The organism is Pseudomonas sp. JUb52 (assembly GCF_004341115.1).
Lineage (GTDB): Bacteria > Pseudomonadota > Gammaproteobacteria > Pseudomonadales > Pseudomonadaceae > Chryseomonas > Chryseomonas oryzihabitans.
Map to the genome: position 1 here is coordinate 397509 of NZ_SLYS01000004.1, position 24170 is coordinate 421678.

General features: G+C 67.0%; 20 protein-coding genes. 4 read left to right on the forward strand and 16 right to left on the reverse strand.

Annotation, left to right across the window (positions count from 1 at the left end):
* Nucleotides 1–99 precede the first annotated feature (99 nt).
* Together EC839_RS09715 and EC839_RS09720 are read right to left on the reverse strand one after the other, a co-directional pair.
* Nucleotides 100–765 (reverse strand): methionine ABC transporter permease, encoded by a 666-nt coding sequence (locus EC839_RS09715; protein WP_007161460.1) that lies wholly within the window; start codon nt 763–765, stop codon nt 100–102.
* Nucleotides 765–1772, reverse strand: coding sequence for a methionine ABC transporter ATP-binding protein (locus EC839_RS09720; RefSeq protein WP_007161461.1), 1008 nt, complete (start codon nt 1770–1772; stop codon nt 765–767). The genes EC839_RS09715 and EC839_RS09720 overlap by 1 nt, the downstream gene beginning before the upstream one ends.
* A 286-nt stretch (nt 1773–2058) precedes the next feature.
* Between EC839_RS09720 and katE the strand changes: the two genes are divergently transcribed.
* Nucleotides 2059–4188 carry a catalase HPII gene (katE, locus tag EC839_RS09725; protein WP_007161462.1) on the forward strand — a complete coding sequence of 710 codons (2130 nt, stop codon included), beginning with the start codon at nt 2059–2061 and terminating at the stop codon, nt 4186–4188.
* 170 nt (nt 4189–4358) lie between these two features.
* Here katE and EC839_RS09730 read toward each other — a convergent pair whose 3' ends face one another.
* The 8 genes from EC839_RS09730 to glcD form a co-directional block, all read right to left on the reverse strand.
* Entirely contained in the window at nt 4359–4739 is a 381-nt protein-coding gene (locus EC839_RS09730; RefSeq protein WP_007161463.1) for a RidA family protein, read from the reverse strand.
* Nucleotides 4740–4798: 59 nt separating this feature from the next.
* Nucleotides 4799–6958, reverse strand: coding sequence for a bifunctional GTP diphosphokinase/guanosine-3',5'-bis pyrophosphate 3'-pyrophosphohydrolase (gene spoT, locus EC839_RS09735; protein ID WP_007161464.1), 2160 nt, complete (start codon nt 6956–6958; stop codon nt 4799–4801).
* Between the two features lie 3 nt (nt 6959–6961).
* Nucleotides 6962–7234 carry a DNA-directed RNA polymerase subunit omega gene (gene rpoZ / locus EC839_RS09740; protein ID WP_007161465.1) on the reverse strand — a complete coding sequence of 91 codons (273 nt, stop codon included), beginning with the start codon at nt 7232–7234 and terminating at the stop codon, nt 6962–6964.
* 153 nt (nt 7235–7387) lie between these two features.
* The gene (locus EC839_RS09745) at nt 7388–9562 is read right to left on the reverse strand and encodes a malate synthase G (protein ID WP_007161466.1); all 2175 of its coding nucleotides are present in this window, start codon (nt 9560–9562) and stop codon (nt 7388–7390) included.
* Between the two features lie 30 nt (nt 9563–9592).
* A complete protein-coding gene (locus EC839_RS09750; RefSeq protein WP_007161467.1) occupies nt 9593–9997 on the reverse strand; it encodes a heme-binding protein in 405 nt (134 codons plus the stop codon).
* Nucleotides 9998–10011: 14 nt separating this feature from the next.
* Nucleotides 10012–11244, reverse strand: a complete 1233-nt coding sequence (gene glcF / locus EC839_RS09755) for a glycolate oxidase subunit GlcF (RefSeq protein WP_007161468.1) — start codon at nt 11242–11244, stop codon at nt 10012–10014.
* Between the two features lie 12 nt (nt 11245–11256).
* Nucleotides 11257–12303, reverse strand: a complete 1047-nt coding sequence (gene glcE, locus EC839_RS09760) for a glycolate oxidase subunit GlcE (protein ID WP_007161469.1) — start codon at nt 12301–12303, stop codon at nt 11257–11259.
* A complete protein-coding gene (gene glcD / locus EC839_RS09765; RefSeq protein WP_007161470.1) occupies nt 12303–13802 on the reverse strand; it encodes a glycolate oxidase subunit GlcD in 1500 nt (499 codons plus the stop codon). Before glcD ends, glcE begins: the two co-directional genes overlap by 1 nt.
* 208 nt (nt 13803–14010) lie before the next feature.
* Between glcD and glcC the strand changes: the two genes are divergently transcribed.
* Together glcC and EC839_RS09775 are read left to right on the forward strand one after the other, a co-directional pair.
* Complete coding sequence (gene glcC, locus EC839_RS09770; protein WP_007161471.1) at nt 14011–14778, forward strand: transcriptional regulator GlcC; 768 nt, start codon at nt 14011–14013, stop codon at nt 14776–14778.
* A 146-nt stretch (nt 14779–14924) separates the two neighbouring features.
* Nucleotides 14925–16289 carry a hemolysin family protein gene (locus EC839_RS09775; protein ID WP_042135189.1) on the forward strand — a complete coding sequence of 455 codons (1365 nt, stop codon included), beginning with the start codon at nt 14925–14927 and terminating at the stop codon, nt 16287–16289.
* A 12-nt stretch (nt 16290–16301) separates the two neighbouring features.
* On the opposite strand, the gene EC839_RS09780 is transcribed toward EC839_RS09775, so the two are convergent.
* Both EC839_RS09780 and EC839_RS09785 read right to left on the reverse strand, forming a co-directional pair.
* A complete protein-coding gene (locus tag EC839_RS09780) occupies nt 16302–18203 on the reverse strand; it encodes a diguanylate cyclase (RefSeq protein WP_007161473.1) in 1902 nt (633 codons plus the stop codon).
* Nucleotides 18204–18390: 187 nt separating this feature from the next.
* Nucleotides 18391–19278, reverse strand: a complete 888-nt coding sequence (locus EC839_RS09785; RefSeq protein WP_007161474.1) for a M23 family metallopeptidase — start codon at nt 19276–19278, stop codon at nt 18391–18393.
* Nucleotides 19279–19626: 348 nt separating this feature from the next.
* Here EC839_RS09785 and EC839_RS09790 point away from each other — a divergent pair, with 348 nt between their 5' ends.
* Complete coding sequence (locus EC839_RS09790) at nt 19627–20427, forward strand: AraC family transcriptional regulator (RefSeq protein ID WP_007161475.1); 801 nt, start codon at nt 19627–19629, stop codon at nt 20425–20427.
* 156 nt (nt 20428–20583) lie between these two features.
* Here EC839_RS09790 and EC839_RS09795 read toward each other — a convergent pair whose 3' ends face one another.
* From EC839_RS09795 to pstB, 4 genes are all read right to left on the reverse strand, one after another.
* Nucleotides 20584–21483, reverse strand: coding sequence for a M23 family metallopeptidase (locus EC839_RS09795; protein WP_007161476.1), 900 nt, complete (start codon nt 21481–21483; stop codon nt 20584–20586).
* 77 nt (nt 21484–21560) lie between these two features.
* Nucleotides 21561–22481, reverse strand: a complete 921-nt coding sequence (locus EC839_RS09800) for a response regulator (RefSeq protein ID WP_007161477.1) — start codon at nt 22479–22481, stop codon at nt 21561–21563.
* 72 nt (nt 22482–22553) lie between these two features.
* Nucleotides 22554–23279, reverse strand: coding sequence for a phosphate signaling complex protein PhoU (gene phoU, locus EC839_RS09805; RefSeq protein ID WP_007161478.1), 726 nt, complete (start codon nt 23277–23279; stop codon nt 22554–22556).
* 58 nt (nt 23280–23337) lie between these two features.
* Entirely contained in the window at nt 23338–24165 is an 828-nt protein-coding gene (gene pstB, locus EC839_RS09810; RefSeq protein ID WP_007161479.1) for a phosphate ABC transporter ATP-binding protein PstB, read from the reverse strand.
* Between the last annotated feature and the right edge of the window lie 5 nt (nt 24166–24170).

Here is a 24170-nt window from a genome sequence, read left to right on the forward strand (position 1 = left end):
TGGGATTTTCCTTGTGCAAAACCGCGAGTGGATGAAGCCTTGGGACTTGCCTGAAAGGTGCCGGCGGCTGCTTGGCGACCCTTCGGACAGCGCCCTCGATCAACGACGACTGAAATGGGCGACGAGGCGATCGCCGACCATCTGCAGTACCTGGACCAGCACCAGCAGCAAGAGCACCGTGACCACCATGACGTCGGTCTGGAAGCGCTGGTAGCCGAAACGGATGGCCAGATCGCCGAGGCCGCCGCCGCCGATCACCCCGGCCATGGCGGTGTAGGACACCAGAGCGATGGCGGTGACGGTGGTGGCCGCGATCAGCCCGGGCAGGGCCTCGGGCAACAGGGTGCGGGTGACGATCTGCCAGAGACTGGCGCCCATGGCCTGGGTCGCCTCGATGATGCCGCGGTCGACCTCGCGCAGGGCGGTCTCCACCAGCCGGGCGAAGAAGGGGGCGGCGCCCACCACCAGCGGCGGAATGGCGCCCTCGACGCCCAGGGAGGTACCGATCAGCCAGACCGTGATGGGGATCATCAGGATCAAGAGGATGATGAAGGGCACCGAGCGCAGCACGTTGACCACGAAGGAGAGGATGCCGTAGACCAGCGGCTGCTCCAGCAGTTGGCGGCGGCTGGTGAGAAACAGCAGCACGCCCAGCGGCAGGCCGAGGATCAGGGTGAAGAGCATGGACCAGCCCAGCATGGCCAGGGTGTCCTGGGTCGCCTGCCAGATCTCGGCCCAGTCGATGTTGGTGAAGAGTTCGTCCATCAGCGCAGGACCTCCACGGTGACGTCGGCGGCCTGGAAGCGAGCCAGGGCGGCATCCAGGTCACCGCCCACCAGGGCGATGGTGAGCTGGCCATAGGGCTCGTCCCGGATGCGGTCGATGCGACCGCCGAGAATGCTGTAGTCGACACCGGTCTCCCGGGCCACATGGCCCAGCAGCGGTGCATAGGTGGCTTCGCCGCGGAAGGTCAGGCGCAGGATGCGGCCTTCGACATGGGCATAGGCGTCGGCCAGCTCGGCCTCGTCCTGGTGCTCGGCTTCGAACACGAAGCGGCGGGTGGTGGGGTGCTGCGGATGCAGGAAGACATCGGCCACGGTGCCCTGCTCCACCACGGCGCCACCGTCGAGCACGGCGACGCGGTCGCAGACGCGGCGGATCACGTCCATCTCGTGGGTGATCAGCACGATGGTCAGGCCCAGCTCGCGATTGAGTTCAGCGAGCAGTTGCAGCACCTGGGCGGTGGTCTGGGGATCGAGGGCACTGGTGGCCTCGTCACAGAGCAGGATCTTCGGCTTGGTGGCCAGGGCGCGGGCGATGCCGACGCGCTGCTTCTGGCCGCCGGAGAGTTGCGCCGGATACTTGCGCGCCTGGTCGGACAGGCCGACCCGCGCCAGCAATTCCTCGACGCGCTGGGCGATCTGCGCCCGCGAACGGCCGCCGGCCAGTTCCAGCGGCATGGCCACGTTGGCCGCCACGGTCTTCGAGGAGAGCAGATTGAAGTGCTGGAAGATCATGCCGATGCGGCGACGGAAATCGCGCAACTCGGTCGAGCCCAGGGTGGTGACCTCGGCGCCATCGACCTGCAGGCGCCCGCCACTGGGGGCTTCGAGGCGGTTGATCAGGCGCAGCAGAGTGCTCTTGCCGGCACCGGAATGGCCGATCAGGCCGAAGATCTCGCCGGCTTCGATCCTCAGGTCGACCGGCTGGAGCGCCGCGACCTCGCGACCGCGTGTGCGGTACGTCTTGTGGACAGCGTGGAATTCGATCAATGGAAAAACCTTGTGGGTATCGTCAGACAACAGGATAGTGATCCAGCCGCGCAGTTTAACGCGCGCGCTTATATCTGCTTAGCACTTGTTGTCGGGTATTAAGCCAATAAAGGCATATGGCCAGTTCTTGCGACGGGACTTCACTTGAGGAAACAGCCCGTCGCTTCGCATCAGCCAAGCGGAACACCAGCTCTAGCCCGTGAGTCACTACAGGACTGCCTGAATTCGCCCCACATTCCGTAGGGGACGCAGAGAGCGCCTGACAGGCGCCTGATGAGGACTTTCCATGGCTACGCCCCCCAAGAGTGAACTCGCCGGTACCGATACCCTGGATCGCCAGAACACCTCAAAGAAACTCGAGCAACTCGAACAGTTCCGCTCCGATGCCACCGGCCAGGCACTGCGCACCAATCACGGCGTGAAGATCGCCGACAACCAGAATTCGCTGCGCGCCGGCACCCGCGGGCCTTCCCTGCTCGAAGACTTCATCATGCGGGAGAAGATCACCCACTTCGACCACGAGCGTATTCCGGAGCGGATCGTCCATGCCCGGGGCACCGGCGCCTACGGCTACTTCCAGCCCTACCAGGACTGGTCCGACCTGACCAAGGCCGCCCTCTTCCGCGATCCCAACCACCAGACCCCGGTGTTCGTGCGCTTTTCCACCGTACAGGGCCCGCGCGGCTCCGGCGATACCGTGCGCGACGTGCGCGGCTTCGCCATCAAGTTCTACACCGAGGAAGGCAACTGGGACATGGTCGGCAACAACATGCCGGTCTTCTTCATCCAGGACGCCATCAAGTTTCCGGACTTCGTCCACGCGGTGAAGCCCGAGCCGCACAACGAGATCCCCACCGGCGGCAGCGCCCACGACACCTTCTGGGACTTCGTCTCCCTGGTGCCCGAGTCGGCGCACATGGTGCTCTGGACCATGACCGACCGCGCCATCCCGGTGAACCTGCGCAGCATGCAGGGCTTCGGCATCCACACCTTCCGCATGATCAACACCGCCGGCAAGGGCGTCTTCGTCAAGATCCACCTCAAGCCCGCGGGTGGCGTGCGCTCCCTGGTGTGGGACGAAGCCCAGAAGCTGGCCGGCAAGGACACCGATGCCCACCGCCGCGATCTCTGGGAAGCCATCGAGGCCGGTGACTACCCCGAGTGGGAATTCGGCGTGCAGATCATTCCCGAGGAAGACGAGCACAAGTTCGACTGGGACATCCTCGACGCCACCAAGATCATTCCCGAGGAACTGGTGCCCATCACTCCGCTGGGCAAGCTGGTGCTCAATCGCAATCCGGACAACTACTTCGCCGAGACCGAGCAGGTGGCCTTCTGCCCCGGTCATGTCGTGCCCGGTATCGACTTCAGCAACGACCCCCTGCTGCAGGGTCGCCTGTTCTCCTACACCGACACCCAGATCAGCCGTCTGGGCGGGCCGAACTTCCACGAGCTGCCGGTCAACCGCCCGGTGGTACCGAATCACAACGGCCAGCGCGACGCCAAGTACCGCATGACCATCGACAAGGGTCGCGCCTCCTACGAGCCCAATTCCATTGACGGCGGCTGGCCCAAGGAAACCCCGCCGGCGCCCCAGGACGGCGGCTTCGAGAGCTATTACGAGCGCATCGACGGTTACAAGGTGCGCGAACGCAGCGAGTCCTTCGGTGATCACTTCTCCCAGGCCACGCTGTTCTACAACAGCCTGTCGGAAGCCGAGCAGGCTCACGTCGCCGATGCCTACAGTTTCGAACTGGGCAAGGTCGAGCGGATGTGGATTCGCGAGCGCCAGGTCAACGAGATCCTCGCCAACATCGATCTGGAGCTGGCGCAGAAGGTGGCCAAGAAGATCGGCGTGACCCCGCCCACCGCCCCTACCGTACCGCCGCGCCAGATCTCCATCGACAAGTCGCCGGCGCTGAGCCAGCTGAACCTGCTGTCCGGCAACATCAAGGGCTTCAAGGTGGCAGTGCTGGTGGGTGACGGCGTCATCGCCAGCGAGGTGGAGGCGATCAAGCAGGCGCTCAAGGCCGAAGGTGCTCACGTCAAGGTGCTCGGCCCCACCGCCGGCCCGGTGAAGGCCGCCGATGGTAGCGAAGTCGCCGTGGACAGCTCGGCCGAAGGCATGCCTTCGGTGGCGCTGGATGCGGTCTATGTGCCGGGCGGCGCCGAGAGCGTCAAGGCCATGCTCGACGACGGCGTGATCAAGCACTACCTGCTGGAAGCCTACAAGCACCTCAAGGCCATCGCCCTCACCGGCGAAGCCGAGCAGCTGCTCAAGGCGGTCTACCTGGACACCGATGAGGCGCTGCTCACTGGCAGCGACTTCAAGGCGGTACAGCAGGGCTTCTTCGCCGCCATCGCCAAGCACCGTTGCTGGGCGCGGATGCCGAAGATCAAGTCCATCCCGGCCTAAAGCCGCGGGCATGAAAAAAGCCGACCGTCGCGAGACGGTCGGCTTTTTCATTTTTGGGCTATCGCGGCCATGGCGGTCCGCCGATGCGGCCGCTCCTACAGGAGATTGATGCTTTTGTAGGAGCGGCTTATGGCCGCGATAGCCTGGCTGGGATTAACCGCGATGGCGGGTCAACCCAGCACCAACACCCCGTCCATTTCCACCTGGGAACCCTTCGGCAGTGCGGCCACGCCAATGGCGGCGCGCGCCGGATAGGGCTGCTGGAAGTAGCGACCCATGATCTCGTTGACGGTGGCGAAATGGGCGAGGTCGATGAGGAAGATGTTCAGCTTGACGATATCGGCCAGCGAACCGCCCGCGGCTTCAGCGACGGACTTGAGGTTCTCGAAGACCTGGACCACCTGGGCTTCGAAGCCGTCCACCAGCTCCATGCTGGTCGGATTGAGCGGGATCTGCCCGGAGAGATAGACGGTGTCACCGACCTTGATCGCCTGGGAATAGGTGCCAATGGCGGCGGGCGCCTTGTCGGTGTGGATCACTTGCTTGCTCATGGGTCGCTCCTGTGCGGGAAAGGCCCGATTCTGCAAGCCGGTGGCGATCCGCTGCAACCTCAGCTGCGAACCCGAGTGATACCGGCCACGCCCTTGAGGGTACGCAGCTTCTTGATCACCCGCGCCAGGTGCACGCGATCACGCACGCTGACCACCAGCTGGACCACGCTGACCCGGCCGTCACGCTCGTTCATGCCGATCTTCTCGACGTTGGCGTCCGCGGCGGTGACGTTGTTGGCCAGCATGGCGATCAGGCCGCGCTGGTGCTCCAGCTGGACGCGCAATTCGACGCTGAATTCACCGGTGACGTCCTTTGCCCAGTTGAGCACGATGCACTTTTCGCTGTTGTGCCGGAATTCGGCGATGTTCCGACAGTTTTCCAGGTGGATCACCATGCCCTTGCCGGCCGACAAGTGACCGACAATGGGATCGCCCGGAATCGGCGTACAGCACTTGGCGTAGCTGATCACCAGGCCTTCGGTGCCGCGAATGGCCAGCGGTCCCTGGGGCGCGGTGCTGGCCTGGGGTTCCAGCGGCTCTTCCTGCTCGCTGCCGGACACCAGGCGGCGTGCCACCACATAGGCCATGCGGTTGCCCAGGCCAATCTCTTCGAGCAGGTCTTCCAGCACCACGCCCTTGTATTCGCCCAGCACCGAGAGGATGCGCATCGGCGAGATCTTCGACAGCTGGGTGCCGAAGCCGGACAGCGCCTTGTTCAGCAACCGCTCGCCGAGGCTGATGGACTCGGAGCGACGCTGCTGTTTGAGCGCATGACGGATGTTGGTGCGCGCCTTGCCGGTGACCACGAAGTTGAGCCAGGCCGGATTGGGCCGGGCACCGGGGGCGGTGACGATCTCCACCGTCTCGCCGCTGCCCAGCGGCTGCGACAGCGGTGCCAGGCGGCGGTTGATGCGGCAGGCGATGCAGCTGTTGCCGACGTCGGTGTGCACCGCGTAGGCGAAGTCCACGGCCGTGGAGCCCTTGGGCAGCTCCATGATGCGGCCCTTGGGGGTGAAGACGTAGACCTCGTCGGGAAAGAGGTCGATCTTCACGTTCTCGATGAATTCCAGAGAGTTGCCCGCGCGCTGCTGCAACTCGAGGATGCCCTTCACCCACTGGCGGGCGCGCAGGTGACTGGCGCGCGGCTCGTCGCCGCCGGCCTTGTACAGGCCATGGGCGGCGATGCCGTTGTTGGCCATCTCTTCCATCTCGCGGGTGCGGATCTGGATCTCGATGGGCACGCCGTGCATGCCAAACAGGGTGGTGTGCAGGGACTGGTAGCCGTTGGCCTTGGGGATGGCGATGTAGTCCTTGAAGCGCCCCGGGAACGGCTTGTAGAGATTGTGCACCGCGCCGAGCACGCGGTAGCAGGTATCGACCTTGTCGACGATGATGCGGAAGCCGTAGACGTCCATGATCTCGTTGAACGACTTACGCTTGCCGCGCATCTTCTGGTAGATGCTGTGCAGGTGCTTTTCGCGTCCGACCACCTCGCCGTCCAGGCCGTCGCGGGCCAGACAATTGGCCAGGGATTCCTGGATCTTGCCGAGGATCTCGCGGCGGTTGCCCCGCGCGGTCTTGACCGCCCGCTGGATGCGTTCGGCGCGCATCGGGTGCATGGCGCGAAAACCCAGGTCCTCGAATTCCACATAGAAATCGTGCATGCCCAGCCGGTTGGCGATGGGCGCGTAGATTTCCAGGGTTTCCTTGGCGATGCGCCGGCTCTTGTCCGGCGGCATGGCGTCCAGGGTGCGCATGTTGTGCAGCCGGTCGGCCAGCTTGACCAGGATGACGCGGATGTCCTTGGACATCGCCATGGTCATCTTCTGGAAGTTCTCCGCCTGGGCCTCGGCCTTGGTCTCGAACTTCATCTGGGTCAGCTTGCTGACCCCGTCCACCAGCTCCGCCACCGTCTCGCCGAACTGGCCGGCCAGGGCTTCCTTGGCGATGCCGGTGTCCTCGATCACGTCGTGCAGCATGGCCGCCATCAGGCTCTGATGGTCCATGTGCATGTCGGCGAGGATGTTGGCGACGGCCAGCGGATGGGTGACATAGGGCTCGCCGCTGCGGCGGCGCTGCCCGTCGTGAGCCTGCTCGGCGTAGTAGTAGGCCCGCCGTACCAGATTGACCTGGTCGGGGGTCAGGTAGTCCGCCAGACGCTCGGCCAGCAGGTCGATGCCGGTCGGGTGGACGTCACCATACGCAGGCTCGGCGGCCATGGCTTAGAGGGCCTCGCCGTCCGCTTCTTCGTTGACTTCGAAGGCGGCGAACAGCGGCTCTTCTTCGACGATGTCGTCAAGACGGATGACTTCTTCGTCGACCAGGCCTTCGGCGATCTCGCGCAGGGCGACGACGGTGGGCTTGTCGTTGTCCCACGGTACCTTGGGCTCCTTGCCGCCGGTGGCCAGCTGGCGCGAGCGCTTGGTGGCGAGCATGACCAGCTCGAATCGGTTGTCTACGTTGTCCAGGCAGTCTTCGACAGTAACGCGGGCCATGGTCTTCCTCGTGGCGATGATGATCCCGGGAACGGGGGACCCAATAGTATAAAAATTCGCCAGTGGCAAGGGAAGGGGCGGTGGTCGGAGGACCACCGGCACCGCACCTGGGGAAGTGGCTCCCGCCCGCGCCGGACGGGAGCCCTGGCCGGATCAGGCGCCGGCTTTCTTCTTCAGGCGCCAGGCGTGCAGCAGCGGCTCGGTGTAGCCGCTGGGCTGCTCGCGGCCCTTGAAGATGAGGTCGCGGGCGGCGCGATAGGCGTAGGACGTGTCGAAGTGACCGGCCATAGGCTCGTAGAGGGCGTCGCCGGCGTTCTGGCCGTCGACCACCTTGGCCATGCGCTGCAGCGTCTCGTCCACCTGTTCGGCGCTGACCACGCCGTGGTGCAGCCAGTTGGCGATGTGCTGGCTGGAGATGCGCAGGGTAGCACGGTCTTCCATCAGGCCGACGTCATGGATGTCGGGCACCTTGGAGCAGCCCACGCCCTGGTCGACCCAGCGCACCACGTAGCCGAGGATGCCCTGGCAGTTGTTGTCCAGCTCCTGCTGGATGGCCTCGGCGGACCAGTCCGGCGATTCGGCCACCGGTACGCTGAGCAGCCCGGCGAGCAATTCGCCGCGGGCGGCGTCGACATCGCTGCGCTCCAGCTCCTGCTGCACCTGCTGGACGTTGACCTGGTGGTAATGCAGGGCGTGCAGCACGGCGGCGGTGGGCGACGGTACCCAGGCGGTGTTGGCGCCGGCCTTGGGGTGGCCGATCTTTTGCTCCAGCATGGCCGCCATCAGATCGGGCATGGCCCACATGCCCTTGCCGATCTGCGCCTTGCCCCGCAGCCCACAGGCCAGGCCGACCAGCACGTTGTTGCGCTCGTAGGCGGTGATCCATTTGGAGGTCTTCATGTCGCCCTTGCGCAGCATGGGGCCGGCCAGCATGGCGGTGTGCATCTCGTCGCCGGTGCGGTCGAGGAAGCCGGTATTGATGAAGGCCACCCGCGCCGCGGCGGCATGGATGCAGGCCTTGAGGTTGACGCTGGTGCGCCGCTCCTCGTCCATGATGCCCAGCTTGACGGTGTTGGCCGGCAGCCCCAGCAGGGCCTCGACACGGTCGAACAGCTGGACGGCGAAGGCCACCTCGGCCGGGCCGTGCATCTTGGGTTTGACGATGTACACCGAGCCGCTGCGGGAATTGCCCTGGCGCTTGAGGTCGTGCAGGGCGATGGTCACGGTGACCACGGCGTCGAGGATGCCCTCGGGGATCTCGCGGCCGTCTTCCAGCAGCACCGCCGGATTGGTCATCAGGTGACCAACGTTGCGGATGAACAGCAGCGAGCGTCCGTGCAGGCTCAGCGGCTGGCCGTCGGCGCCCTGATACTCGCGATCGGGGTTGAGGCGGCGGGTGAAGGTCTCGCCGCCCTTGCTGACCTCTTCGGCCAGGTCGCCCTTCATCAGGCCCAGCCAGTTGCGATAGGCCAGCACCTTGTCGGCGGCATCCACCGCGGCGATGGAGTCTTCCAGGTCCATGATGGTGCTGACCGCAGCCTCCATCAGCAGATCCTTGACACCGGCGGCGTCAGTCTTGCCGATGCTGCTGTCGCGGTCGATCTGGATCTCCAGGTGCAGGCCGTTGTGGCGCAGCAGTACGGCCGAAGGTGCGGCGGCATCGCCCTGGTAACCGACGAAGGCGGCCGGATCGGCCAGTTCGCTGGTACCGCTCTTGAGGTCCACCACCAGGCGGCCGTCCTGGATGCGGTAGGCGGTGGCGTCCCGGTGCGAGCCGCTGGCCAGGGGGGCCACGCCGTCCAGCACCTGGCGGGCGAAGGCCACCACCTTGGCGCCACGGGCGGGGTTGTAGCCCTTGCCGCGCTCGGCGCCATCGGTTTCGGGCAGGGCGTCGGTGCCATAGAGGGCGTCGTACAGCGACCCCCAGCGGGCGTTGGCGGCGTTCAGGGCGTAGCGGGCGTTGAGCACCGGCACCACCAGTTGCGGACCGGCCTGTTCGGCGATCTCGCGGTCGACCCCGGCCGTCGAGGCCTGCACCTGGCCGGGGACCGGCTGCAGATAGCCAATGCGTTCGAGGAAGGCCTGGTAGGCGGGCAGATCGGTGACCGGACCGGGATGGGCGCTGTGCCAGTTGTCCAGTTCCACCTGCAGGCGATCCCGCTCGGCCAGCAGTTCGCGATTGCGCGGTGCCAGCTCGTGCACCAGCTGGTCCACGCCCGACCAGAAGGCGGCGGTGTCGAGCCCGGTGCCGGGCAGCACTTCCTCGTCGATGAAGCGCTGCAGCTCGGTGGCCACCTGCAGGCGGCCCAGGGTAGTACGGTCGGTCATGATGGCTTTCCTTGATATGAAGCTGTGAATTCAGTTGAGCGCGGCGATGGCGGCTTTCGCGACCTGGGCATCTTCCGGCGCCTTGACGCCCGAGACGCCGACGGCGCCCACCACCTGGCCGTCCACCAGGATGGGCACCCCACCTTCGAGCATGCCCTGCATCAGCGGGGCGCTGAGAAAGGCGGTGCGGCCGTTGTTGATCATCTCTTCCAGCACCTTGGACTCCTTGCGCGCCAGGGCGGCGCTGCGGGCCTTTTCCGGGGCGATGTAGGCGCTGTTGGGCGCGGCGCCGTCGAGGCGCAGCAGGGCCAGCGGATGACCGCCGTCGTCGGCCACGGCGATGCACACGGCCCAGCCCTGGCGCTCGGCTTCGGCGCGACCGGCGGCCAGCAGGATGTCGATCTCGGCAAGGGTGAGCACGGCTTTGGTCTTCATGGGGCCTCCAGGGTTCAGGGTTGAGTCGGAGCGGCCAGGGCCGCGTCGAGGATTTCGATCCAGTGGCGCACGGGAGTCCGCCCGGCGCCGTCGAGATGGCTCTGGCAGCCGATGTTGGCGGTGGCGATCACCTCGGGGTGACCGCTCTCCAGGGCGTCAAGCTTGGCGTCGCGCAGCCGCCGCGACAAGTCCGGCTGGGTCAGCGAATAGGTGCCGGCCGAGCCACAGCAGAGGTGGCCGTCGGGCACCGGCGCCAGCGGAAAGCCGAGGCGCTGCAGGACGCCTTCCACGGCGCCGCCCAGGCGCTGGGCGTGCTGCAGGGTGCAGGGACAGTGGAAGGCCAGTCGCGGGGTGTCCTCTAGCTGCAGCTCTTCCAGCGGCAGCTCGCGCAGCACCTCCACCAGGTCACGGGTACGCGCCGAGACTTCCCGCGCCTTGGCCGCATAGGCCGGATCGTCCTTGAGCAGGCTGGCGTATTCCTTGACGAAGGCGCCGCAGCCGCTGGCGGTCTGGATGATGGCTTCGGTGCCGCCCTGCAGCGCCGGCCACCAGGCGTCGATGTTGCGCCGGGCGCGGTCGAGTCCGGCCTCCTGGGCATTGAGGTGGTAGTCCACCGCGCCGCAACAGCCGGCACGGGGCGCGGCCTCCAGGCTGATGCCGAGACGATCCAGCACCCGTGCGGTGGCGGCATTGGTGTTGGGCGAGAGCCCCGGCTGCACGCAGCCTTCGAGGATCAGCATGCGCCGGGCATGGCGCAGTTCCGGACGCACGCCCGGAGCGGCAATGCGCGCCGGCAACTTGGCCTGGACGCTGGCTGGCAACAGCGGCTTCAGCGCCTGGCCGCTTTTCAGCAGCGCGCCGAACAGGCGTGGCTGTGGCAGCACCTGGCGCAGGCCGGCGCGCAGCAGGCGCTGGCCCAGCGGGCGCGGTACCCGGCGCTCCACCTCGGCGCGGCCGATGTCGAGCAGTTCGTGATAGGAGACGCCCGAGGGACAGGTGGTCTCGCAGTTGCGGCAGGTCAGGCAGCGGTCGAGGTGCTCGCGGGTCTTTTCGCTGACCTCGCCGCCTTCGAGCATGCCCTTGATCAGGTAGATGCGCCCGCGTGGACCGTCCAGCTCGTCGCCGAGCAGCTGGTAGGTCGGGCAGGTGGCATTGCAGAAGCCGCAGTGCACGCAGCTGCGCAGCACCCGCTCGGCATCGGCGGCGCGGGGCAGTTCGCGGGCGGCGGGACTCAGATTGGTTTGCATGACGTCTTTCCCCTACAGCCCGGCGTACAGCCGACCCGGATTGAAGATCCCCTGGGGGTCCAGGCGCGCCTTGAGGCGGCGGTGATAGTCCAGCAGCGCGGCGGGCAGCGGATGCTGAGCCTCGCGCTCGGCGTCCGGCGTGTAGCAGAGCGCATGGCCGCCGGCGCGCGCGGCGATCTCGCGCAGCACGGTGGCCGGGGCATCGCTCTTGAGCCAGTACTGGGCACCGCCCCAATCCAATAAGCGGCTGCCGGGTAGGTCCAGCAGCGGGGTGTTGACCGGCACCGACAGCCGCCACAGGGGTGCGGGCCCTTCGAAGAAGGCCAGCCGCTGTTCGTTGAGGTCGTCCCAGAAGCCTTCGCCCAGGGCCTCACCGCCCAGGCGATCGGCCGCCGAGCGCACCGAACCCTCGCCGCCTTCCAGGCGCAGGTGCAGCCGCTCGCCGTCATGGCAGGCCGCCGAGATCGGCAGGGCTTCGCGGCCCCAGACGGCCAGCCGCTGCAGGGCACGCGCGGCGTCCAGCTCCAGGCTCAGACTCTGGGTGCAGCGCGGCCTGGGCAGCACCTTGAAGGACACCTCGGTGATCACCCCCAGGCAACCCTGGCTACCGGCCAACAGCCGGGAGACGTCATAGCCGGCGACATTCTTCATCACCTCGCCGCCAAATCTCAGGTGTTCGCCGGTGCCGGTGATCAGGCGCGTGCCCAGGACGAAGTCCCGCAGGCTGCCGGCCCAGGGGCGGCGCGGACCGGAAAGACCGCAGGCCAGGGTGCCGCCGACGGTGGCGCCCTCCCCCAGCCGCGGCGGTTCGCAGGGCAGCATCTGCCCCTGTTCGGCCAGGGCGGCGTTGAGTTCGGCCAGCGGCGTACCGGTGCGCACCGTGGCCACCAGTTCGGTGGGATCGTAGTGCACCAGACCGCGATGGCCGCTGACGTCCAGCGGCTCGCCCTCCACCGCACGGCCCAGCCGGGCCTTGGTGTCGCCGCCATGGATGCGCAGCGGCTGGCGACGGACCAGGGCCTCGCGGACCTGGTCGAGGAGCAGGTTCAGACTATCCATCAGAAACGCTCCAGTTCGGGGTGGGGCAACTGGCCGTGGTGCACGTGCAGGCCGCCGAATTCGGCGCAGCGGTGCAGGGTCGGCACGTTCTTGCCGGGATTGAGCAGCCCGGGGGCGTCGAAGGCGGCCTTTACCGCATGGAAGAAGGTCAGCTCGCCCGGCCGGAACTGGGTGCACATGGCATTGATCTTCTCGCGACCGACGCCGTGTTCGCCGGTGATGGTGCCGCCCACCGCCACGCAGAGATCGAGGATGCGGCCGCCCAGGGCCTCGGCCTGCTCCAGCTCGCCGGGCCGATTGGCATCGAAGAGGATCAGCGGATGCAAGTTGCCGTCACCGGCGTGGAAGACATTGCCCACCGCCAGGCCGTATTCCGCCGACAAGGCCTCGATGCCGCGCAGCACCTCGGGCAGGGCGCGACGCGGGATGGTGCCGTCCATGCAGTAGTAGTCGGGCGACAGCCGCCCCACGGCGGGAAAGGCGTTCTTGCGCCCGGCCCAAAATTTCTGCCGCTCGGCCTCGTCGCGGGCCAGGCGGATCTCGGTGGCGCCGGCGGTGGCCAGCAGGGCGCTGACCCGCTCGATGTCGGCGGCCACGTCGGCTTCCACCCCGTCCAGCTCGCAGAGCAGGATGGCGGCGGCGTCCACCGGGTAGCCGGCGTGGATGAAGTCCTCGGCGGCTCTCAGGGTCAGGTTGTCCATCATCTCCAGGCCACCGGGGATGATGCCGGCGGCGATGATGTCGGCCACCGCCGCCCCGGCGCGCTCGATGTCGGCGAAGCTGGCCATGACCACCCGGGCGCAGGGCGGCTTGGGCAGCAGCTTGACGGTCACCTCCACCACCACCCCGAGCAACCCTTCGGAGCCGGTGAACAGCGCCAGCAGGTCGAAGCCAGGGCTGTCCAGGGCGCCGCCGCCCAGGGTCAGGCGTTCGCCTTCCAAGGTGACGATCTCCACCGCCAGCACGTTGTGCACGGTCAGACCGTATTTCAGGCAGTGCACGCCGCCGGCGTTCTCGGCCACGTTGCCACCGATGGAACAGGCGATCTGCGACGAGGGATCGGGCGCGTAATAGAGGTCATGGGGCGCCGCGGCTTGGGAGATGGCCAGGTTGCGCACCCCGGGTTGGACCCGCGCACGGCGACCGTCGGGGTCCACCTCGAGGATGCGATTGAAGCGCGCCATCACCAGCAGCACGCCCTGCTCCAGCGGCAGGGCGCCGCCGGACAGGCCAGTGCCGGCGCCGCGGGCCACCAGGGGTACCTGCAGCTCATGGCAGAGGCGCAGGGTCGCCTGCACCTGCTCCACGGTTTCTGGCAGCACCACCAGCAGCGGCGTGGTGCGATAGGCCGCGAGCCCATCGCACTCGTAGGGTTTGAGATCTTCCCTGTCGTGCAGCAGGCAGTGCTCGGGCAGTTCGGCACGCAACCGCTGCAGCAGTTGCGCCTTGTCCGGGCGGGGCAAGGCGCCGTCGAGACGTTCGTCGTAGACCAAGCTCATCGGGTAACCGCCATTGTTGTTGTTCTGGCTGGAAAGGCTTCGTTGTACCCCGACTGCAAGCGGGGCGTCCATGGTCCAGCGCACTGGTCATACCAGTTTTTGCGCCCTCTTCGACCAAAGGATGAGCCGCTTTCAGCCGGCTTGACGGCAGATTCCACCAGTGGCTCACTACCGCCAAACCTCGTGGTCATACCAGCAGGAACTCGCCATGTCCGCGCCCGTCGCCCGTCTTCCCGTCGCCGAGAACGTCAGTCAGCAGATCGAACGCCTGGTGGTGGATGGGGTGCTCAAGGTCGGTCAGCCGCTGCCGTCCGAGCGGCGCCTGTGCGACAAGCTCGGCGTCTCGCGCACCGCCCTGCGCGAGGGCCTGGGCCTGCTGCGCGCCCGCGGCATCATCGAGACCCGCCACGGGCAGGGCAGCTTCGTCGCCCGCCTGGCGGCCCCGGCGGCGGAGAATCCGCTGCTGCACCTGTTCAGCAGCCAGCCGCGCACCCTCTACGACCTCTTGGAGGTCCGCGCCCTGCTGGAAGGCGAAGCCGCGCGCCTGGCGGCGCTGCGCGCCACCACCGCCGACCTGGTGCTGATCGGTCGCCGCTACGATGAACTCTGCGCCGCCTGCCAGGACCCGGCCACCCTGCCGGCGGAAACCCACGCCCGCCTCGATCACGCCTTCCACCTGGCGATCAGCGAGGCCTCGCACAACCCGGTGCTGGTGCACACCCTGCAATCGCTCAACGAGCTCTTGCTGGGTTCGGTGTTTGCCTGCATCGCCAATCTCTACCATCGCCCACCGCAGCGCCGCGAGATCGACGCCCAGCATGCCCGCCTCTATGCCGCCGTGAGCCAGCGCCTGCCCGACGAGGCCCACGCCGCCGCCCGCGAGCACATCCACAGCGTCAGGGACAGCCTGCGCGAGATCGAGCAGGAAGAGCAGCGCCTGGTGCGGGCCACCATGCGTCTGGAAGGCTGGACCTAGCGAAAAAGGCCCGCCGGCAAAGGGGGATGCCAGAGCGGCTGTCCGTCAGCCCGGGGTGCGCCCCGTCCCTCCGGCGGGCGCAACATCTTGCAACTGCCCTGCCCCGCCCCCATGCTTAGCCGACCTTTTTCCAGCTCTCGGCCCTAATGGACCCTTCCACCAGTCTCGCCTCGACGTTGTTCGCCGATCTCGGCCTCGTGTTCTTCGCCTTCTTCCTCGTGCTGCTCAACGGCTTCTTCGTCGCCGCCGAGTTCGCCATGGTCAAGCTGCGCGCCACCCGCGTGGAGGCCATCGCCAAGAAGCACGGCTGGCGCGGGCGCATCCTCAAAAAGGTGCACAACCAGCTCGACGCCTACCTCTCCGCCTGCCAGCTCGGCATCACCCTGGCCTCCCTGGGCCTGGGCTGGGTCGGCGAGCCGGCCTTCGCCGAATTGCTCGAACCCCTGCTCGGCGCCGTCGGCGTCAGCAGCCCCGAGGTGATCCACGGCATCGCCTTCTTCTCGGCCTTCTTCATCATCTCCTACCTGCACATCGTGGTCGGCGAGCTGGCGCCCAAGTCCTGGGCGATCCGCAAGCCGGACCTGCTCTCGCTGTGGACGGCGGTGCCGCTGTACCTCTTCTACTGGTTGATGTATCCGGCCATCTGGCTGCTCAACGCCAGCGCCAACGGCATCCTGCGCATCGCCGGCCAGGGCGAGCCGGGTGCGCACCACGAGCACCACTACAGTCGCGACGAACTCAAGCTGATCCTGCACTCCAACCGCGCCACCGACCCGGACAGCCGGGTGTTGGCCTCGGCCGTGGAGCTGGGCGAGCTGGAGGTGGTGGACTGGGCCAATTCCCGCGAAGACCTCATCTACCTGGACAGCAAGGCCAGCCTGGACGAGATCCTCACCCAGATCCGCCGCTCCAAGTACAGCCGCTACCCGGTCTACGACGAAGACAGCCAGACCTTTACCGGGGTCCTGCACATCAAGGACCTGCTGCTGGCCATCGCCGGCCTGGACAGCGAAGCGGCTTCGTTCGACCTCGACGACCTGGTGCATCCGCTGGAGCGGGTGACCAAGCACATGCCGCTGTCCGACCTGCTGGAGCAATTCCGCCGCGGCGGCGCGCACTTCGTGCTGGTGGAGGAAGCCGACCACAAGGTCATCGGCTTCCTGACCATGGAAGACGTGCTCGAGGTGCTGGTGGGCGACATCCAGGACGAACACCGCAAGACCGAGCGCGGCGTGGTCGCCTACCAGCCGGGCAAGCTGCTGGTGCGCGGCGACACCCCGCTGTTCAAGGTCGAGCGACTGCTGGGTATCGATCTGGATCACGTCGAGGCCGAGACCCTGGCCGGCCTGATCTACGACAGCCTGAAGCGCGTCCCCGAAGAGGAGACGGTGCTGGAAGCCGAGGGCCTGCGCATCATCGTCAAGAAGATGAAGGGCCCCAAGATCGTCCTGGCCAAGGTCATCAAGCTGGATCCCAAGGACGTCCGCCGGCGCCAGCCGGAAGAGCGCTGAGTCGACGCGGCCTCAGCCGCGTCCGCTGCCCAGTTCCGGCAGGCCATCGCTCAGGCAGACGCGATTGCGCCCGCCGCGCTTGGCCGCATAGAGCGCCCGATCGGCGTCTTCCAGAAGCCCCAGGCCGTGTTCGAGATTGCTCGGCACGGTCACCGCGACCCCGACGCTGATCGACGGCCGCAGGCGCCCCTGCTCGGTCTGCAACTCCAGCCCTGCCACCTCCTGGCGGATGCGCTCCGCCAGCGTCCGGGCCGCCTGCTGGTCGCTCCCGGGCAAGGCGATGACGAATTCCTCGCCGCCATAGCGCGCCGCTACCTCCCCCGCCCGCTGGACGTGCCTGCGCAGCACCTCGGCCACGCACCTCAGGCATTCGTCGCCCAGGGTGTGGCCGTGGGTGTCGTTGACCGCCTTGAAATGATCGATGTCCACCAAGAGCACCGCCAGCGGTCGTTCGGCGCGGATGGCGCGGCGGATCTCCTGCTGGAAGACCCGTTCGAAATGCCGGCGATTACCGAGCCCGGTCAGGGAGTCGGTCTGGCTCTGGTGCAGCAGTTCGCGATTGAGCCGCTCGAGACTGGCCTTGGCTTGCTGCAACTCCACGGTGCGCAGCGCCACCCGCAATTCCAGTTCGACAAAGGAGGCTTCGCGCTCCCGGGCCAGGGCACTGGAGGCTTCCAGGGCCTGCCGCTGCGCCTCGATCCGCGCCCGGCGCTGCAAACTCAGGCCTTCGGTGAGCCCCAGCGACAGCATCACGAAGCCCAGGGCGAAGCCGGCCATCTGCCCGTGGAAGGCCGGACTGTCGGCGGGCAGCCAGCCGGCGATCGCCAGCAGCTGGATCGAGCTACCCAGCAGCAGCAGGGCCCAGGCGGCGCTGAACCACAGCGCCATGCGGCTGCCGCGCAGCGCCAGGTAGGTGGTGGTGCCCAGCAGCCCCAGGCAACTCAGCGCCATCATGCCGAGCATTTCCTGGAAGCTCAGCAGATGCGGCCAGATCAGCGTGATGACCAGCGCCACGTTCCAGTAGCCGATCAGCAGACGATTGCCGAAATCGATCCAGCGACCGCCGTGATAGAGGCTGAGCAGATAGCGCACGAACAACCCGCCACTCAGAAAGCACAGGGCGGTAAAGACCAGGTGGGCACGCAGGGCGAAGGCCGGACTCTCCGGCCAGAGTTGCCAGGCGCCGTAGCCGGTGGTGACCGCCTGATAGCCGATGACGCTGAGCAGATAGAGGGCGTACCAGCCAAAGCCCGAGCGGCGGCCAAAGCCCCACAGGGTGAGGGTCAGCAAGAGGATGGTGACCAGGCAGCCGAAGAAGCCGCCGATTAGCCAGGCATCCTGCTGCGCCTCGCGCAGATAGGCGGCCGGGGTCACCAGCCGCAGCGGCAGGACAAAGGTCTCTCGCGAATCCAGTCGCAGGTAGACCTCCTCCACCGCACCGGCGGTCGGCGCCAGGGCGAACATCAGCTGGCGACCGGGCAGTGTCCGTTGCGAGGCCGGCAGGGCCAGGCCGCTCTGCTGCAGCGGACTCCAGTGGCCATCGGCATCGCGGGTGCGCAGGTCCAGGCGATCCAGCACCGGCCAGCTCGGAATCAGCCACCAGGCCTGGTCGTCACGCCCCTGGATGGCGAAGCGCAGCCAGAGGCCCTGGCGGCCGTCATGGAGCAGCATTTCCAGTTCATCGGGCGCATGCCAGCCGTCCTCGCCACCGCGTGGACGGGCGGCGGCCTCGGCAAAGGTCAGACTGGCCGGCGCCTTGAGAATCTCCAGCGCCGGCCGCGGATCGTAGCTGCGCCCCGGATCATCTAGTCGCAGCACCTGCGCCTGGCCGTCGAGGGCGATCAGCAGCAATGCCAACAGATGGAAAGCACGCTTGCGCCCACCGGCGCACAGGGCGGCCAGGAATCCTTTCATGGAGCGGCATCCATAGCCTGAAGGAAGGGAAGGCCACGGTAGAACCCGCGCCTTGGAGGAATAGCGTGGTGATAGCATAACGCCACCAACCCGGTTCCTGCCAAGGGATTTCTGCGGGCGAACGGGAGCCTGGTCGCCTTATGGACCCCGTGGCGTCAGCCTGTCTGGAACGCCCTTGCGCAGGGACTCAGCGGTCGCCGAGCGCCATGTTGGGCAGGGCCGCCAGCGGCCGCACGAAGCGGAAGGGAATGGAGACCATTTCACCACCTTCGTGAGCCTGGACCACGAAGTGCAGATGGGGGCCGGTGCTGCGCCCGGTATTGCCCGACTCCGCGAGGGGCGTACCGACCTCCACCCGCTCGCCAGGTCGCACCTTGACCGACCCGCGGCGCAGGTGCAGATAGGCGCTCTGGCTGCCGTCCTCGTGGGCGATGCGCACGAAGTTGCCGGAGGGATTGGGACCATGGCCGAACTGGCCGTTTTCCACGTCGATCACCGTGCCGGCACGGGCGGCGCTGATCGGGGTGCCCTCGGGCATGGCGATGTCCACGGCATAGCGCCCCTTGGGCGTGTTGTGGCTGAAATCGCCGCCCGCGCCCTGGGTCACGTAGTAGATGCCCTGGCGCCAGGGCCAGGCATAGCCATAGCCGATGCCGTTATCAACCCCGCCCGGCGCACCGGTCGCCAGCGCCGGCAGGGAGCCTACCGGCAGCTGCGGACTGTAGCTGAAGGCCTGGTCGAAGTGCATGGGAAAGCCCTGCTGCCGCTTGCGGATCACCGCCAGCTGCACCGTGGAGCGCGGCTCGATGACCTGGCGGATGGGACGCTCGGCACCGGCCACGTTGACGGTGCGCTGCAGGCGCAGTTCGACCCGCACGGGCACGTCGAAATCGTTGCGTACCTCGAAGATGCGGCCTTCACTGGCATTGCGCACCTTGAGCTTGACCTGCCCCTTGCGGGCCGGACTCTTGGCGGAGGTCTTGGTGAGGGTCGCCTTTTCGGCAGCCGGCGCGAGGGCGGGCACGGCCAGGGCGAGGCTCAGGCAGGTGATCAGGGCGGTCAGGCGTCGGTCCATGGCATAGGGCCACCATGATGGGCAAGGACAGAACCTAACAAAGCCGTGCAGACTGGGCGATGGCCAAACCACGGCTTTGTGAAGCCGCCAGCAAAGCATCGTCGCGAATAAAAAAGCGTGGCACTCAGATCCCTGTGCCACGCTGCCACCGATCGGACGGTAGTTCAAATACAGGCCTGATGGTTCAGGCAGGTAAGCCAAGCGGCGGGTGTTCTGTGCGACACTCCCGCAAGAGGCAGGTTTTCGGCGTGCAGAGGGATCACCCCGGGCGCGCCCGATGCTCTGGCCATAGTGCTGCAGGTTAGGCCCTGGCACCTTGACCCGGCCCAACCGAAACGGACAGCTGTTATGCAGGAACAGACAATCGACCCGACGCGGAGCGTGGCTGCGGATGCCCCCGTTCCGCCCGCCGGGCCGCTGGTATCCAAGCTAGGCACCTTCGCCCATGGCCAGGTGTGGCCACCGCATGTGCACGATCAGGCGCACCTGATGTACACGGTCAACGGCGTACTGGAGGTCACCACCCACGAAGGGGTCTGGTATGTGCCGCCCAAGCAGGCGATCTGGATCCCGCCGCGCATCGAGCACCGGGCACGGGCCAACGGCGAGGCCACCCTGCAGGTGGTGATCATCGAATTGCCGAACGGCCTGCCCTGTCCCCAGGCGGCTACCCGCATGGTGCTCATCTCGCCGCTGCTGCGCGAATTGCTGCGCTGCCTGAGACGCGGCGGCGCCTCCTACAGCGAAGCCGAGCTGGGCAGCCACGTACGGGCGCTGATGCTGGCGGAACTGGTGTTTCTCGAGGAGACCGCGCTGCACCTGCCGGCCTTGGCCGACCGGCGCCTGCGTACCATCCAGACCAGCCTGCACGCCGATCCCGCCGACGACACGGCGCTGGCGACCTGGGCGCAGCAACTGCACCTCTGCTCGCGCAGCCTGGCCCGGCTGTTTCTCAAGGAAACCGGCACCAGCTTTTCCACCTGGCGCCAGCACACCCGGCTGATGCTGGCCCTGCCGCGGCTGGCCGCTGGCGAGTCGGTGACGCGGGTGGCCCTGGATCTCGGCTATGCCTCGCCCTCGGCCTTTACCCGGATGTTCCGCCGGGTGCTGGGGGTCTCGCCGAGCGAGTACCTCGACGCCCAGGGCTGAAACTAGACAAGGGTAAGAGCCTGCTCAAAGGCTCGCGAGCTAGAGCCAAACAAGGCGAAAAGCCCTAAGGAAGCGGAGTTTACAGATGGTAAATGAGCATTCCGAAGGGCTTTTCAACGCCGTTTGGCCGACGCGCAGCAGCCTTTGAACAGGCTCTCAAGGTCCGCCGACGGCGAAGTTCGGCAGGCTGTCCACCGCCTGGGCGAAGCGGAAGGGAATGGATTCGACCGCCTCGCCGGTGTTGCGCTGGACCACGAAGTGCAGGTGGGGCCCGGTGCTGCGCCCGGTGTTGCCCGAAGACGCCAGGGGTTGGCCGGTGCGCACCCACTGGCCTTCGGCGACCTTGATCGAACCGCGCTGCAGGTGCAGATAGACGCTCATGGTGCCGTCGTCATGGAGGATGCGCACGAAGTTGCCGGAGGGGTGATTGCCGCGCCCGTCCTGGTCGTTTTCCACTTCTACCACCTGGCCGGCGCGCGAGACCACGATGGGCGTGCCCTCGGGCATGGCGATGTCCACCGCATAGCGACTCTTGGGCGTGTTGTGGCTGAAGCCGCCACCGGCGCCCTGGCTGACGTTGAACGGCCCGCCCAGCCAGGGCAGCGGATAGGCGAAACCGGAGGCGAAGACCGGCGTGGCACTGCCCATCAGGGTGGTGAGCTGGGGGGTATAGCGCTGCGGACGGCCCGGGTCGGGCGCGATTAAGGTCGCCAGGCGCGTCAGGCTACGCGCCGGCAGGACCTTGCGAATGGGCGCCTCGCCCACCCCGCTGACGTTCTGCAGCGCCGAAAGGCGCAGGGTGACGGTCACCGGCAGGAAGCTGTCGTTGCGCACCTCCAGCACCGTGCCGCCGGCATAGTGCCGCGGCTGCAGCTTGACCCGCTGGTCGAGCCGCTCGATGGGATCGTCGCTGAAGGTCATCACCTTGGCGCCCTTCTGCGCCTTGTCGGTGTAAGTGACCACGCCGTTGGCATCGACGTACTTGTAGATGGGCGCCGCCAGGGCGGGACCCGAGAGGGCGAGCGACAGCAGCAGCAGGCGACAGGCGAGTGGCATGGGCAGGGCGTCAGAAATCCGCGGTGTCTCAGCGCGAAGCAGTCTCCGTGCCAGGCCCTTCATCGCGCTGCCCCGCCCTAGGCGCCCGGCACGTAGTGCCGCTGGGCGGTGCCCTTGGCGATCAGTCGCGACAGGTAGTCGAGCTTGGCCGGGTCCCGATCGATGAAGCGGAAGTTGACCTGCACCCACTCGCTGGCCGGCGTCGCTTCCACCGCGCTGAGAGAATGCAGATAGCCATTGAGACGCGCCACGTCATTGCCGTCTTCGCCCTGCTCCAGGTCGAGCACGGCGGTTTCCAGGATCTGCGGCAGCGGATCGCCACGGCGCACCACCAGCAGGGCTTCCTTGATGCTGATGGCCTTGATCAGACAGGCCATGCTGGCGTTGGGCAGGCGCAGCTGGCCCTGACCGAAGTTGGCGGCGGGCTTGCCACGGGCGGGTGGCGGCGGCGCGCTGCCGGTGAGCAGGGCGGCACTGGAGGCGGCAGCCGGCGCCGCGACCGGTGCGGCGGTGGGCTGGACCACGTCGCTGCGGCCGGCGGTCAGGGCACCGAGGGAATCATTGGCGAAGCCGGTGGCCGGGCGCGGCTGGGCGCCGGCCTGCAACTCGGCGAGCTTGCCGGTGCGCTGCAGGGCCTTCTTGACCTTGGCCGCCAGCTGTTCGTTGGAGAAGGGCTTGCCCATGTAGTCGGACACGCCGGCCTGGATGGCCTGGACGACGTTTTCCTTGTCGCCGCGGCTGGTGACCATGATGAAGGGCACGCCCTTGTGGTCCGGCTGGGCGCGAAACCAGCTCAGCAGTTCCAGACCGGTCATGCCGGGCATTTCCCAGTCGCAGAGGATGAGGTCGAAGCGCTGCTTGCCGAGCATCGTCTGGGCGCGGCGACCATCGGCCGCCTCGTCCACCGTCAGCCCGGGAAACAGGTTGCGCAGGCCCTTCTTGATCAGATCGCGAATGAAGGGCGCGTCATCCACCACCAGTACGTTCAACTTGCTCATCGGTCACTCCATGCCAAGTCTTCCAGCATAGCAGGCAGGTTCGGCACGCCACCCGGGGAGTGACCGGGCGGATCATTCGCGCGACCGATTGACCTCTTCGGCCATGCGCTTGAGGCCCATGTGCCGTACGTCGGTACCCTGCACCAGGTAGATCACCAGTTCGGCGATGTTGCGCGCATGGTCGCCGACCCGCTCCAGGGAGCGCAGCACCCAGATGATGCTCAGCACCCGCGAGATGGAGCGCGGGTCTTCCATCATGTAGGTGGCCAGTTCGCGCAGGGCGGACTTGTATTCGCGGTCGATCAGCTTGTCGTACTGGGCCACCGAGAGGGCCAGTTCGGCGTCGAAGCGGGCAAAGGCGTCCAGCGCCTGGTGGACCATCTTGCGCACCTGCTCGCCGATGTGGCGGACCTCGACGTAGCCGCGGGGGGCCTCGCCGTCCTCGGTCAGCTCGATGGCGCGACGGGCGATCTTGGAGGCCTCGTCGCCGATACGCTCCAGGTCGATCACCGACTTGGAGATGCTGATGATCAGGCGCAGATCGGAGGCCGCAGGCTGACGGCGAGCGAGGATGCGCAGGCATTCCTCGTCGATGCCGCGCTCCATGATGTCGATCTGGTCGTCGATGGTGCGCACCTGGCGCGCCAGCCCGGCATCGGCGTCGATCACCGCGCGCACGGCGTCGCTGACCTGCTTTTCCACCAGACCGCCCATGGCCAGCAGGTGGCTGCGGACCTCTTCCAGTTCGACGTTGTATTGCTGGGAGATGTGCTGCGTGTGGCCTTCTTTGTTGATCATGCTGTCAGTCCTGCCTGAGAGGAGCGAGTCGCCGGGTGGGGCACCGGCCTGCCTGGAACTAGCCGTAGCGGCCGGTGATGTAGTCTTCGGTCTGCCGCTTCGCCGGGTTGGTGAAGAGGGTGTCGGTGTCGCCGTGTTCGACCAGCTGGCCCATGTACATGAAGGCGGTGTAGTCGGAGACCCGCGCCGCCTGCTGCATGTTGTGGGTGACGATGACGATGGTGTAGCGCTGTTTCAGTTCGTGGATCAGCTCCTCCACCTTGAGGGTGGAAATGGGGTCCAGCGCCGAACAGGGTTCGTCGAGCAGGAGCACATCGGGCTGCACGGCGATGGTGCGGGCGATCACCAGCCGCTGCTGCTGGCCGCCGGAAAGGCCCAGGGCCGACTCGTGCAGGCGATCCTTGACCTCGTCCCACAGCGCCGCGCCATGCAGCGCCCACTCCACCGCCTCGTCGAGCACCCGCTTCTGCTTGATGCCCTGGATGCGCAGGCCGTAGACGACATTCTCATAGATGCTCTTGGGAAAGGGATTGGGCTTCTGGAACACCATGCCCACACGCCGCCGCAACTCGGCGATCTCGGTGCCGCGGGCATAGATGTTCTGGCCGTCGAGCAGGATCTCGCCGTCGATGCGGCAGTCTTCCACCAGGTCGTTCATGCGATTGAAGCAGCGCAGCAGCGTCGACTTGCCGCAGCCGCTGGGGCCGATGAAGGCGGTGACTCGCTGGCGCGGGATCTCCAGGGCGATGTCCTGCAGGGCCTGCTTCTTGCCGTAGAACAGATTGAGCCGCGGCACCGACAGGGCCACGCCACCTTCGCTCGCCGCAGGCTGGGCGCTGGCCGCGTAGGCGGCGGCGGTTCTGAAGATGGAGGAATCGGAAGGCATGGGTT

Excerpts from the sequence above, each read along its gene's own strand:
- pstB (WP_007161479.1), bottom strand. The coding sequence starts at position 24,165 with ATGCCTTCCGATTCCTCCATCTTCAGAACCGCCGCCGCCTACGCGGCC.
- EC839_RS09785 (WP_007161474.1), bottom strand. The coding sequence starts at position 19,278 with ATGGACCGACGCCTGACCGCCCTGATCACCTGCCTGAGCCTCGCCCTG.
- glcC (WP_007161471.1), top strand. The coding sequence starts at position 14,011 with ATGTCCGCGCCCGTCGCCCGTCTTCCCGTCGCCGAGAACGTCAGTCAG.
- phoU (WP_007161478.1), bottom strand. The coding sequence starts at position 23,279 with ATGATCAACAAAGAAGGCCACACGCAGCACATCTCCCAGCAATACAAC.
- EC839_RS09750 (WP_007161467.1), bottom strand. The coding sequence starts at position 9,997 with ATGAAGACCAAAGCCGTGCTCACCCTTGCCGAGATCGACATCCTGCTG.
- glcE (WP_007161469.1), bottom strand. The coding sequence starts at position 12,303 with ATGGATAGTCTGAACCTGCTCCTCGACCAGGTCCGCGAGGCCCTGGTC.
- EC839_RS09715 (WP_007161460.1), bottom strand. The coding sequence starts at position 765 with ATGGACGAACTCTTCACCAACATCGACTGGGCCGAGATCTGGCAGGCG.
- katE (WP_007161462.1), top strand. The coding sequence starts at position 2,059 with ATGGCTACGCCCCCCAAGAGTGAACTCGCCGGTACCGATACCCTGGAT.
- EC839_RS09800 (WP_007161477.1), bottom strand. The coding sequence starts at position 22,481 with ATGAGCAAGTTGAACGTACTGGTGGTGGATGACGCGCCCTTCATTCGC.
- EC839_RS09790 (WP_007161475.1), top strand. The coding sequence starts at position 19,627 with ATGCAGGAACAGACAATCGACCCGACGCGGAGCGTGGCTGCGGATGCC.
- rpoZ (WP_007161465.1), bottom strand. The coding sequence starts at position 7,234 with ATGGCCCGCGTTACTGTCGAAGACTGCCTGGACAACGTAGACAACCGA.
- EC839_RS09780 (WP_007161473.1), bottom strand. The coding sequence starts at position 18,203 with ATGAAAGGATTCCTGGCCGCCCTGTGCGCCGGTGGGCGCAAGCGTGCT.
- EC839_RS09745 (WP_007161466.1), bottom strand. The coding sequence starts at position 9,562 with ATGACCGACCGTACTACCCTGGGCCGCCTGCAGGTGGCCACCGAGCTG.
- glcD (WP_007161470.1), bottom strand. The coding sequence starts at position 13,802 with ATGAGCTTGGTCTACGACGAACGTCTCGACGGCGCCTTGCCCCGCCCG.
- EC839_RS09795 (WP_007161476.1), bottom strand. The coding sequence starts at position 21,483 with ATGCCACTCGCCTGTCGCCTGCTGCTGCTGTCGCTCGCCCTCTCGGGT.
- glcF (WP_007161468.1), bottom strand. The coding sequence starts at position 11,244 with ATGCAAACCAATCTGAGTCCCGCCGCCCGCGAACTGCCCCGCGCCGCC.
- EC839_RS09730 (WP_007161463.1), bottom strand. The coding sequence starts at position 4,739 with ATGAGCAAGCAAGTGATCCACACCGACAAGGCGCCCGCCGCCATTGGC.
- EC839_RS09775 (WP_042135189.1), top strand. The coding sequence starts at position 14,925 with ATGGACCCTTCCACCAGTCTCGCCTCGACGTTGTTCGCCGATCTCGGC.
- spoT (WP_007161464.1), bottom strand. The coding sequence starts at position 6,958 with ATGGCCGCCGAGCCTGCGTATGGTGACGTCCACCCGACCGGCATCGAC.